This window comes from Streptomyces sp. ISL-12 (assembly GCF_018614415.1).
Taxonomy (GTDB): Bacteria; Actinomycetota; Actinomycetes; order Streptomycetales; family Streptomycetaceae; genus Streptomyces.
On record NZ_JAGGOO010000211.1, the window covers coordinates 1 to 11,988 of the forward strand.

Consider the following 11,988-nt stretch of genomic DNA (forward strand, 5'->3'; position numbering starts at 1 on the left):
CGCCGATGTCCTGCGTCCTGATCCAGACGACAGGCCCTAGGCGTTCGGCCGAGCCGCACTGGGGCACGTCCGGGTCATGACCGGGCCAGGTCCGGGCCGGCGGGAGGACCGGGCCGGCGGACAAGCGGCGGACGGCGGCCGGGTCGCGCTCGCACTGCCGATCTGACCTGCGCCGACGCCGATCCCGGAGGTGACTGTCAGTGGTCGGGTGCAAACTGGCCGGTGTCCGAGACAAAGGCGTCGAAGAGGACGCCACGGAGGTGATCGGCATGACCGAGGTACTGCTCGCCGTGGGCACCAGGAAGGGCCTGTTCATCGGGCGCCGGCGAAAGGGCACCTGGGAGTTCGACGAGGACCCCTGTTTCAACGCGCAGGCCGTGTACTCGGTCGCCATCGACACCCGGCGGGACACCCCGCGGCTGCTGGCCGGCGGGGACAGCGCGCACTGGGGACCGTCCGTCTTCCACTCCGACGACCTGGGCCGGTCCTGGACCGAACCGGCACGGCCCGCCGTGAAGTTCCCGAAGGAGACGGACGCCTCCCTGGAGCGGGTGTGGCAGCTGCACCCGTCCGCCGCCGAGCCCGACGTGGTCTGGGCCGGTACGGAACCGGCGGCGCTGTACCGCTCGGAGGACCGCGGGGAGAGCTTCGAGCTGGTCCGGCCCCTGTGGGAGCACCCCACCCGCTCGCAGTGGGTGCCGGGCGGCGGGGGCGAGGGGCTGCACACCGTGCTCACCGACGCGCGCGACCCGCGGTCCGTGACCGTCGCCGTCTCGGCCGCGGGGGTGTTCCGCACCACCGACGGCGGCGCGAGCTGGGCGCCTTCCAACTCCGGTGTCTCCGCGGTGTTCCTGCCCGATCCGAACCCGGAGTTCGGCCAGTGCGTGCACAAGATCGCCCGGGACGCGGCCACCCCCGACCGCCTCTATCTGCAGAACCACTGGGGGGTGTACCGCAGCGACGACGCCGGCGCGCACTGGGCGGACATCGGCGAGGGCCTGCCGTCCACGTTCGGGTTCACGGTGGCGGCACATCCGCGGCGCGGTGACACGGCGTACGTCTTCCCCATCAACGCCGACGCGGACCGGGTCCCGGCCGGCCGGCGCTGCCGGGTCTTCCGCACGTCCGACGCGGGCGGGAGCTGGGAGCCGCTCACGGCGGGGCTGCCGCAGGAGGACCACTACGGCACGGTGCTGCGCGACGCGCTGTGCACCGACGACGCCGGGGAGCGGGCCGGGGTGTACTTCGGCAACCGCAACGGCGAGGTGTACGCGTCGGCAGACGACGGCGACAGCTGGCGGCAGCTGGCCTCGCACCTGCCGGACGTGCTGTGCGTTCGGGCGGCGGTGGTCGGATGAGACGGTGACGCCCCTGGTGAGGTCCTCCGGTGCCACGGGGACGGACCCGCCCGCGGCGCCGGGAAGGCGCCGCGGGCGGGCCGACGGGTCGGGAGGACCGGACTCGCGTCCTGACGATCGCGTCAGCTCAGGGGCCGCACCTGGACGTTGCGGAACCGGACGGTGTTCCCGTGGTCCTGGAGGCGGATCGCCCCCGCGGCCGGGGTCTCCGGCCGTCCCGAGGCCGTGGGACCGTCGAGAGCCACGTCGTCGTGGACCTTCTTGCCGTTCCACACCACCGTCACCCGGGCGTCGGCGGTCTTGTTGCCGCTCTCGTCGAAGCGGGCCGCCCGGAAGACGATGTCGTACGTCTGCCAGGTCTCGGGCGCGGTCGCCGCGTTCACGTCGGGTGCCTTCTTGAGGTAGAACGCCCCGGCCTCGTTCGTGGCCGGTGTGGTGTCACCGTAGGAGTCGAGGATCTGGAGTTCGTAGCGGTCCTGGAGGTAGATGCCGCTGTTGCCGCGGTCCTGGCCGGTGACCTCCGGAGGCAGCAGCGGCACCCGGAACTCCACGTGCAGCGCGAAGTCCTGGTAGGCGTCCTTGGTGCGCAGGTCGCCGCAGCACACCTCCATGGACTTCTCGTCGGACAGCGGCCAGGCCGTGGGCCGTCCGTCGGTGTGCTGCCACTGGGACTGCGAGGCGGCGGTGCCGTCGAAGAGGGTGACGCGGTCGCCCCGCGGGTGCACGGTGATCAGGTCGAGGTTGACGTGTCCGGTGTCGCCGGGGTCGTAGCGGTAGGAGACCGAGTTGTGCCCGGCGCGCAGCGAGATCCGCTCGGTCCTGGTGGACCAGGTGTCCCAGTCGCCGGTGGAGGGGAGGGACGTCTGGCGCAGTTTCTCGCCGTTCACGTACAGGGAGAGGGACTTGGTGCCCTGGAAGGGGTTCGGGCCGTTGGAGTAGCGCAGATTGACGTCGTAGGCGCCCTTCTTCGGGACCGTCACGTCGAAGGTGGTGCCGGCCTTGCCCTCGGTGGCGTAGCGGTCGACGAAGCCGTCGCCGGAGTAGCCGGTGTGGTCGCTGTGGATGCCGGCGGTGCCGGTGAGGGTGGCCTCCTCGGCCTCGTACAGGGTCGCGGCGGGCGGCTGCTTGCCGGGCATCTCGTTGAGCGTGTACCAGGCCTCGGTGGACCAGAGGGTCTCACCGGAGGCGGAGGCGAAGGGGCGCGGGGAGCGCAGGTGCACCACGCGGTCCGGCTTCAGGCCGTCCAGGCGCAGGCGGACGGTGCGGCCGTCGTCCGAGAGGGTGGCCGACTGTACGCCGAGCCGCTCCTCGGCGATCTTGGGGCCGCCGTAGTCGGTGGTCGGGGTGTAGCGCCACTGCTCGGCCTCGTAACGCTCGGCGAGCTGCGCCGCGGTCTCGGCGGAGAGGGGCTGGGTGTAAGTGAGGTCGAAGCCGCCGGGTACGGCGCGCATGGTCTTGATGTCGAAGGTGTTGCCGCCGTTGGGGGTCAGCTTCTGCAGGCCGAACTTGAGCTTGCCCTCCTGGCCCCAGTTGCCGTCGGCGCCCAGGCCGCCGGCGTAGATCGCGCCGTCGGGGCCGAGGGTGATGCGGTTGACGCCGGCCTCCAGGCCCTGGGTGTAGCGGAAGACGGCACCCTGGTACTGGCCCTTGACCTTCTCCAGGTAGGCGCGCTGGAGGCCGCCGTAGGTGACGTCGCCGATCAGCATCTGGCCCGCGTACTGGCCCTTCTTCAGGTACAGCGGGGTGGAGGGCGAGTTGCCGATCTCGTTCTGCGGGAACCACAGCACCGGTTCGGTGACGGGGTTGGCGTTGAAGGGTCCTGCGGGCTCGATGTAGTGGTTGAAGAAGCGGCCCTGCTTGATCTGGACGAGCTTCGAGGCCGGGAGCCAGCCGCCCTGGTTGTCGGTGGCGAACAGGTCGCCGCCGGGGCCCCAGCCGATGCCGTTGGGCGTGCGCAGTCCGCCCGCGACCGGGCTGATCTTCCCGGTCTTCTTGCTCACCTTGTAGGTGGCGCCGCGGTTCGGCGCGGGCTGCGGGACGGTGGTGGCGCCGCCGAGGTTGATGGCGACGGAGAGGTTCACGTAGAAGTAGCCGTCGCGGTAGAGGAGGCCGAACGCGAACTCGTGGAAGTTACCGCCGTACGGCCAGGTGGCGACGGTGCGGTAGTCGTCGGTGACGTCGTCGCCGTCCTCGTCGACGAGCCGGGTCAGCTCGTGCTTCTGGGAGACGTACAGGTCGCCGTCGACGTACGTGATGCCCATGGGCTCGCGCAGTCCGCTCGCGACCTTCTTGACGGTGACCTTGTCGGCGCTGGTCGCCCCGGTGACGTTGTCCAGCAGGTACACCTCGCCGGCCACGTTGTCGGTGCCGCCCCAGGTGCTGATCGCCAGGCGGCCGTCGGGCAGCCAGTCCATGCCGCTGACCTGCGGTTCGAAGCCCTCGGGGCGCAGGTCGGTGAGGGTCAGGTCGGGGCGCACGGAGGTCAGCGGGAGGCCGTCGCCGGGGGTGTCGCGGCCCGCCTCGCACTCCTTGCGGCCCGGTGCGGTGACGCGGACGACACCGGCGTCGGTGCTCAGCGCCTCGGTGGGGACGACGGTGAAGCCGTCGGCGCCGGGCGGGCGCCAGGACAGTTGCAGTTGCTGCCCGCCGTCGCGTTCGAAGTGGTCGATACGGAACGGGTGCGGGCCGGCGGCGAGGTGGACGGTGCCGTCCTTCGGCTCGGCGCCGTGCAGGCCGTCGTGGTCGATGACGGTGGCGTCGTCGATGGTCAGCCGTGAGCCGTCGTCGCTGGTGAGGCGGAAGACGTAGCTGCCGTCGGCCGGGATGTCCAGGTACCCGGACGCCTCCGACGTGAAGTTGTCCGCGAAGCCGCCGAAGTCGGCCTCCGTGGACCAGTCGACGGTCGGCATCAGCTTGTCGTGGTTGGGGGTCTGACCCGGCTTCAGGACGCAGAGCTTGCTCAGCGGGGTCTGCGTGTCGAAGACCCGCAGGGTGACGCCGGGCTCCTGGGGCGGGATGTCGGCCGGGGCCGCGGTGGCGGTGGCGGTGGCGGTGACGGCCGGGGCGGCGTACAGGCCGCCGGTGAGGATGCTCGTCGTCAGCAGGAGAACGGCGCGTCTGCGCAGGCGTGGCAACAGGCGTGGGCGTGGGTGCATTGGTCCTCCGGGGGTGGGGACCGGACCGTGCCGGAAGTCGCTCCGGTCGTGAGCGGTGTGGCTGCAGTTCCGCCGTCAAGGTAGGAGACTTCCGCTTGACATGTCCACACTTTGTCATGGGTGTGTTCAAAGTGGCGCGTTCAAAGCGCCCTGACACCCCTTCCCCTGTTCGTTCACAGGTGGCTCACGGGCGTTCACCTGACGTGCGCATGATCCGCCGTGGGTACGCCCGGTCCGGATCGTGGCGTGCCCCTCACCTTGTGACGACAGGAAGGACGGCTGCCGATGCGGCCAGCACAGCGACGAAGAGGGCGGGGCGGAGGGTCCGGCGGCCGGCGGCTGGCCGGCGCCGCGCTCGCCGCGCTCGTCCTCGTGGGCGGGAACGCGACGGCGGCGTACGCCGCTCCCGGGACCGACCGGCGCGCCACGGACCAGCGGGACCCGGCGGACGCGGACGCGACGTCCCTGCCCGTCCTGACCCCCGCCGACGGGAGTTACCTGGAGGGCACCCGGGCGATCGAGGCGACGCCGGCCGTGGCGGGTGACTCCGTCACCGGGCTCGCCGTCGACGGGAAGGCCGTCGAGGCGCAGAAGACGGTCGGCGTCTCCCGGCTGAGCTTCGACGTCGGGTCCAACTCGGTCGAGGCCCGCTACGGGAGTCACGTCCTCGTCAACGGCGAGTACCGGGCGGCCCTCGGCGACCTCGTCAACGAGCGCGGCACCATCGAGATCCCGAACGAGCACCTGGTCAAGGGCGAGAACGAGATCCAGTTCTTCGCGGGTGCCATCGAGACCTCGTGCGGCATGAACCACGACGACTTCGTGGTCTCCGACATCCGGCTCACGCTGCTGGGCGAGGTCGCGGACGGCGAGGAGAACGAGTACACCTACTCGTTCGGTGACGGCAGCTGCGGCACCAACACCTCGCTGCGGACCGAGGCGTCGCTGAGCTTCTTCGTCCTGGGCGACCCGCGGGGCACCACCGGTCTGCGGAGCGACCTGGACACCACGGAGCTCGCGGGCGGCGAGCACACCCTCACCGCGACCACCGCCTCGGGCAAGGCCGTCACCAACAAGGTGACCGTCAACAACGCCCCGGCCGGCGCGCCCCGCCTGCTGCCCGTGGACGGCACGCTGGTCCGGGGCGAGCAGCCGGTGTCCGCCGCCTTGCCGGCCGGCGCCGACGGCGGGGTCGCCGCGCTGACCGTGGACGGCCAGGCGCCCACCGCCAAGCCGCAGTTGGGCAACGGAGCGGCGGTCTTCTCCTTCGACGTCGGCGCCAACTCGATCGACGACAAGTTCGACAACCACCTGCTGGTCAACGGCAAGCGCATCGACCTGGGCGGCACCTGGGTCAGCCAGCGCGTCTCCCTGCCGGTGCCGGCCCGCTACCTGGTGCCCGGCGACAACACCGTGAAGGTCGTCACCGGCGCCTACCAGGAGAGCTGCGGCGCCAACCGCGACGACTTCCAGATCGGCGGCCTGGATCTCGCCCTGGACGGCGCCACCGTCACCGGCGAGGACATCGCGGCCTCCTATTCCATGGGCGACGGTACGTGCGGCTCGTCGTCGACCGCGCTGCGCGAGGCCGAGCTGCGCTGGACGATCGACGCCCCGGCCGTGCCGGTCGTTCAGACCCTCGGTTCCGGCACCGCCACCCTCGGCTTCACCGTGGGCGGCAACTCGATCGAGGCGCGGTACCAGAACCACGTCCTGGTCAACGGCCGGAAGGTACCGCTGGAGAGCGACTACGTCAGCCAGCGCGTGGAGCTGGCCGTCCCCAACGAGTGGCTGGTGCCCGGCTGGAACACGATCGACGTCGTCACCGGCGGCATCGACAGCTCCTGCGGCGTCAACCGCGACGACTTCGTGCTCTCCGACCTCACCCTCACGCCGGTCGGCGGCACCGCCGAGGGGCGGATGGTGAAGGGCTCCTACAGCTTCGGCGACGGCTCCTGCGGCTCCAGCGTCAACCCGCTGGACGAGGTCGACCTGGAGTTCTTCGTGGACGGCCCGGCCAAGGGCCTGCGTACCGACCTGGACACCACCGAGATCGCCGACGGTACGCACACGCTGGCCGCGACCTCGGAGTCCGGCAGGACCGCGACCCGCGTCCTGGCCACCGACAACTCGGCGCCCGTGGTCACGAACAGCACCCCGAAGGCCGGTCAGCGGATCACCGCCGCGGTCGTCCTCGACGTCCAGGTCGACGACCCCTCGGGTGTGACCGACGGTCCGCGGATCGAGCTGGACGGCAAGGCGATCGAGGCCGGCGAGGCGGTCGGCCCCGGTCTGAAGGCCGGCTCGCACACGCTCTCCGTCACCGCCACCGACGGCCTCGGCAACACCGGCACCCGCGAGATCGCTTTCTCCTCCGCCGGCATCCCGGACACCCCGAGCCGGCTGACCCCCGCGTCCGGCACCACCGACGCCGGCCGGAACGTCACGCTGTCCGCGCAGGTGGCCGAACCCGACGGCGGCGAGGTCACCGCCACCTTCGCCGAGGCCGACATCCTCACCCCGGGGAAGGTGTACCAGGGCACCGCCACCGCCGTGCCGACCACCCTGAAGGTCAAGGGCGAGAAGAAGGTCAAGGCGGCCGGCCTGGCCCCGGCCGACGGACGGACGCTGGACGCGCCCGCCTCCTCCGACGTCACCTTCCAGCGGTTCGACGTCGGCGTGCACGGCCGGGTCGACCGGCCGGTGCTGCGCTGGGAGGGCGTCATCGACCCCGAGCGCCTCGCCTCGCTGCGGGTGTGGAACACCGGCACCCGGCAGTGGGACGTGGTGAGCAGCGCCCGCGGCGCCGCCGAGGGCAACACGGTGCTGAGCGCGGTCCTGGACGACGACACGTACGTCGACCGGCGCACGGTCCACGTCATGGTCACCGGCGAGGACCCGTTCGCCGACGACATCGAGGCCGGTGACCCGGACTCCTTCGCGGACCCGGACTCGTACGACTTCTCGATCGTCCACCACACCGACACGCAGTACCTCTCCGAGGGCGCGGTCGAGCAGGAGACGGCCGCCGAGCGCGCGGTCTGGGAGAAGGCGTACGGGGACGTCGGCCGCTGGGTGGTCGCCAACAAGGACGAGCGGAAGATCGCGTACGTCGCACACACCGGCGACATCATCGAGAACAACATCCGCAAGCCCGCCACCGAGGCGTTGCGGCAGCAGATCGTCGGCGAGCTGGAGCTGTCCTCGAACCAGCAGAAGATCCTGGACGACGCGGGCATCCCCAACGGGGTGATCGCCGGCAACCACGACAACCAGTCGGGCACCGAGAACGGCCCGGACGCGATCTACAACCGGTACTACGGCCCCGAGCGCTACCAGGCGCTCTCCGAGGGCTGGGAGCACGCCAGTTACGGCGGTCCCTGGAAGCCGGGCGACAACCAGAACCACTACGACCTGTTCTCGGCCGGCGGCCAGGACTTCGTCGTGGTCGGCCTGTCCTACGGCGTCACCCGCGAGGAGGCCGCGTGGGCCGACTCGGTCTTCGAGCGGTTCTCCGACCGCAACGGCATCCTGCTCTCGCACGACTACCTCGCGCCGAGCACCAGCCCCGACGGACGCGGCGCCCTGTTCTCCGCGCCCGACGGTTCGATGCTGTACAAGACGGTGGTCCAGGACAACCCGAACGTGTTCCTGATCCTCGCCGGTCACGAGCACGGCGTGGGCACCAACGTGAAGCCGAAGGTCGGCGAGGTCGGCCACGGCGTGGTCGAACTCCTCGCGGACTACCAGTTCTACACGGTGTCCGCGGACCGACTCGGTCTCACCGAGGCCGGCGGCTACCGGCCCGACGACCAGCTCAACTTCGGCGCGAGCTTCTTCCGGATGCTCCAGTTCGACGTCGACCGCTCCGAGCTGACCGTCGACACCTACTCGCCGTTCCTCGACGAGTTCGGTGCCACCGAGTACGACTCCGACCACCGGTACGACGGCACCGAGGACAACATGGTGCTGCCGATCGACCTCCAGTCCCGCAAGACGACCTTCAGGACCGACTCGGTCGCGCTGTACAACCCTGTCAGCGTCATCGGCAAGGCCGAGGTGACCTCGGGCGAGGTCGCCTCGGTGACCTGGCGGAAGCTCAGGCCCGGCGCCGCGCACGCCTGGTTCGTCACGGCCCGCTCCGCCGGCGGCGGCGTCACCGCCTCCCAGCCGAGCGTCTTCGTGACGAAGGACGCCGACGGCCGTCCGGGCGACTGGGGCCCCGGATCGCCGTACTACGACTGGTTCGGCCACCTGGACGAGCAGGACTGACCCGCGCGCCCGCCCATCGGCCCGCCGTCCGGACCGCACCGGTCCGGACGGCGGGCCGGCTCGCTGGGGTGGCGGTGCGCCTCAGGGGTGACCATGGTGCCGCCGGAGCCGGCGAGGGGTGACCGCGGCCGTGACCGGGCCGGTCAGGGCAGGCGCCAGTCGACCGGCTCCGCTTCCTGGCGGGCGAGGAAGTCGTTGGTCCGGCTGAAGGGGCGGGAGCCGAAGAAGCCCCGGTCGGCGGAGCGGGGCGAGGGGTGGGCGGACTCGATCACCGGGTAGCGGTCGAGGTGCGGGCGCAGGTTGCGGGCGTCCCTCCCCCACAGGACGGAGACCAGGGGCCGGCCGCGTTCGGCGAGCGCGCGGATCGCCTGTTCGGTGACCTCTTCCCAGCCCTTGTCGCGGTGCGAGCCGGGGTTGTTCGGCCGTGTCGTCAGCGCCCTGTTGAGCAGGAGCACGCCCTGCCGGGTCCACGGGGTGAGGTCGCCGTTGGACGGGCGGGGCAGGCCCAGGTCGCTCTGCAGCTCCTGGAAGATGTTGATCAGGCTGCCGGGCAGGCGGCGCACCTCGGGGGCCACGGCGAAGCTCAGGCCGATCGCCATCCCCGGCGTGGGATAGGGGTCCTGTCCGACGATCAGGACGCGCACGTCGTCGAAGGGCTGCTGGAACGCGCGCAGGACGTTCGGCCCGGCCGGCAGGTAGGTGCGGCCGGCGGCGAGTTCGGCGCGGAGGAAGTCGCCCATCGCGGCGACGCGTTCGGCCACCGGTTCCAGGGCCTTCGCCCAGCCGGGCTCGACAAGTTCATGGAGAGGTCGTGGTGCCACGGGGAGTCACTCTACTGGCGGACGGGGATGTGCTCCGCCGGAGTCGGAACGGGGTGCCCCGAGCGGTACGCTTCGTCGCCGTGACGGACGGATATCTCGCCGTGGACTCCGGCGGCTCCGGGCTCCGGGTCGCGGTCGGGGCCTTCGGAGACTTCGGGGCCTTCGGGACCTATGGGCGCGGTACGCCGGTGCGGCGTGGGTCGCGCGAGCCGGTCCGTACCGGTGCGCGGGGCATCGACCCCGGACATCTGATGGAGCAACTGGCGCCGCTGGCCCGGGCGTCGGCCGCCGAGGCCGGGGTGGACCGGATCGCCGTCGCCGTGGTCGGGGCGGCGGGGCTCGCCACCCTGGGGGACGCCCTGCGCGCCGAACTGCCCGGTGTCCTGGCCCGGGAGCTGGGGACGCGGACGGTCGCGCTGGCCGCCGACGCCGTCACCGCCTACGCCGGGGCGCTCGGCTTCCGGCCCGGCGCCGTGGTCGCCGCGGGTACCGGACTGATCGCCGTCGGCACGGATCTGACCGGCTGGCGCCGCGCGGACGGCTGGGGGCACCTGCTCGGCGACTGCGGGGGCGGCGCCTGGATCGGGCGGGCGGGGCTGGAAGCCGCCCTGCGGGCGCACGACGGGCGGTCCGGCGGCTCCGCGCCGCTGCTGGCCCGCGCGACGGAGCGCTTCGGGCCGGTGACATGCCTGCCCGGCGCGCTGTACCCGCGTACGGACCGGGCCGCCGTCCTCGCCTCCTTCGCACCGGACGTGGCGTGCTGCGCGGACGGCGGTACGGGCGGCGACCCGGTGGCCGCGGGCATCCTGCGGGACGCCGCCCGGCACATCGCCGACTCCGCCGCCGCGGTCTGCCCGGACGGGGACGGCGTCCGGGTCGCCGTCACCGGCGGGCTGCTGAAGCTGGGCCGGGCGCTCACCGGGCCGCTGGAGGAGGAGCTGGCGGACCGGCTGCCGCGGGCGCGGCGGGTGCCGGCCGAGGGCGATCCGCTGGACGGCGCGGTCCGGATCGCGGCCGGGCTGGCGACCGGTCCGCCCGCCCTTCCGGACGCTCCGGGAATGCTGTGGGTGACCACTGCGGGGGGTGGCTGACTTCGGTCTTCCGGTGAGGGGAATCGTGCCGATGTCGTCCGATCCGTACATCACTCTTCAGACAAAACCGGACGGATACCGCTCACCTGGGCCCTCCCCGAACAGGGGAGCCCGGGAAGTTAGTAACATGCGGCGCCATGAGCTCCCCCACTGGGCCCGCGTCCGGCCTGCCAGTACGAATGCCGCGCCCCCGCCAGCCGGGGCGCCACCGCCGACCCGAGCCGCTGGTGGCTCCCGAGGGCGCGCCCGCGCTCGTCCTGGCCGTGCCCGGCACGCCCAGCGCCGCCACGCGGGGGCTGGCCGAGGAGGTCGTGAGCATCGCCCGCTCCGAACTGCCCGGCCTGGACGCCCGGATCGGCTACCTGGACGGGGACGAGGCAGAGTTCCCCTCGCTGGCCGCCGTGCTGGCCCACGCGGCCGAGGAGCGCACCGCCCGCTACGAGCAGGCGGTCGCCGCCGGGGCCGAGGTGAAGGAGCCCGACGGTCCCGTCGCCGTCGTCGTACCGCTGCTCGCCGGGCCGGACAGCGCGCTGCTGCGCCAGGTCCGCCAGGCCGTGATGGACAGCCGGGTCGCGGCCGAGCTGACGGACGTACTGGGTCCGCACCCGCTGCTGGCCGAGGCGCTGCACGTGCGGCTCTCCGAGGCCGGTCTGGCCCGCGCCGACCGGGCCCGGCTGTTCACCGTGGCGACCGCGGCGGACGGCATCGTCCTGGCCTCGGTCGGTGGCGACGAGGCCGTGCAGGCGGCCGGTATCACCGGCATGCTGCTGGCCGCGCGCCTGGCCGTGCCGGTGATGGCGGCGGCGCTGGACCAGGAGGGCTCGATCGCGTCCGTGGCCGAGCAGCTGCGCGGCTCCGGCTCCCAGCAGTTGGCGCTGGCGCCCTACCTGATCGGTCCGGAGATCGACGCGACGCTGCTGGAGGAGGCGGCCAAGGAGGCCGACTGCTCCGTCGCCGAGCCGCTCGGCCCGTACCCGGCCATCGGCAAGCTGGCGCTGGCCAAGTACACGACGGCGCTGGGCATCACCCCGCCGCAGCCGCAGGGGACGCCCGTTCGCTGACGGCGCCATGACGGGTGAGGGCCCGCCTTCCGGTTCACGCGGACCGGGGGCGGGCCTTTCGTCGTATTCGGGTGCCTGCGCTGACCGGGTGCCGGTTCCGGGGCCGACCCGGTGCCTGTGCTGACCGGGTGCCGGTTCCGGGGCCGACCCGGTGCCTGTGCTGAGCGGGTGCCTGCGCTGACCGGCGCCGGTGCCGACCGGTTCCCGGTGCTAGGCGGTTTCGTTTGGAT

The 11,988-nt window shown here is 72.4% G+C and carries 6 protein-coding genes; 4 read left to right on the top strand and 2 right to left on the bottom strand.

Translation table 11 applies throughout. The annotated features are described in order from the left end of the window. Window positions 1-200 precede the first annotated feature (200 nt). Window positions 201-1,358, top strand: coding sequence for an exo-alpha-sialidase (locus J7I94_RS37790; RefSeq protein ID WP_215174883.1), 1,158 nt, complete (start codon window positions 201-203; stop codon window positions 1,356-1,358). 122 nt (window positions 1,359-1,480) lie between these two features. Here the strand turns inward: J7I94_RS37790 and J7I94_RS37795 are convergent, their stop codons facing one another. Next, a complete protein-coding gene (locus J7I94_RS37795) occupies window positions 1,481-4,513 on the bottom strand; it encodes a family 16 glycoside hydrolase (RefSeq protein WP_215174885.1) in 3,033 nt (1,010 codons plus the stop codon). A gap of 285 nt (window positions 4,514-4,798) precedes the next feature. Here J7I94_RS37795 and J7I94_RS37800 point away from each other — a divergent pair, with 285 nt between their 5' ends. After that, window positions 4,799-8,785, top strand: a complete 3,987-nt coding sequence (locus tag J7I94_RS37800; RefSeq protein ID WP_215174887.1) for a metallophosphoesterase — start codon at window positions 4,799-4,801, stop codon at window positions 8,783-8,785. 143 nt (window positions 8,786-8,928) lie between these two features. Here J7I94_RS37800 and J7I94_RS37805 read toward each other — a convergent pair whose 3' ends face one another. Further along, a complete protein-coding gene (locus J7I94_RS37805) occupies window positions 8,929-9,606 on the bottom strand; it encodes a uracil-DNA glycosylase (protein ID WP_215174889.1) in 678 nt (225 codons plus the stop codon). 80 nt (window positions 9,607-9,686) lie between these two features. Here J7I94_RS37805 and J7I94_RS37810 point away from each other — a divergent pair, with 80 nt between their 5' ends. Together J7I94_RS37810 and J7I94_RS37815 are read left to right on the top strand one after the other, a co-directional pair. Beyond that, complete coding sequence (locus tag J7I94_RS37810; RefSeq protein WP_215174891.1) at window positions 9,687-10,697, top strand: BadF/BadG/BcrA/BcrD ATPase family protein; 1,011 nt, start codon at window positions 9,687-9,689, stop codon at window positions 10,695-10,697. Window positions 10,698-10,834: 137 nt separating this feature from the next. After that, window positions 10,835-11,758 (top strand): sirohydrochlorin chelatase, encoded by a 924-nt coding sequence (locus tag J7I94_RS37815; protein ID WP_215174893.1) that lies wholly within the window; start codon window positions 10,835-10,837, stop codon window positions 11,756-11,758. Window positions 11,759-11,988: the final 230 nt, after the last annotated feature.

Bases quoted from the DNA above. Each gene is read 5' to 3' on its own strand.
- J7I94_RS37815 (WP_215174893.1), top strand. From the start codon at position 10,835: ATGAGCTCCCCCACTGGGCCCGCGTCCGGCCTGCCAGTACGAATGCCG.
- J7I94_RS37795 (WP_215174885.1), bottom strand. From the start codon at position 4,513: ATGCACCCACGCCCACGCCTGTTGCCACGCCTGCGCAGACGCGCCGTT.
- J7I94_RS37800 (WP_215174887.1), top strand. From the start codon at position 4,799: ATGCGGCCAGCACAGCGACGAAGAGGGCGGGGCGGAGGGTCCGGCGGC.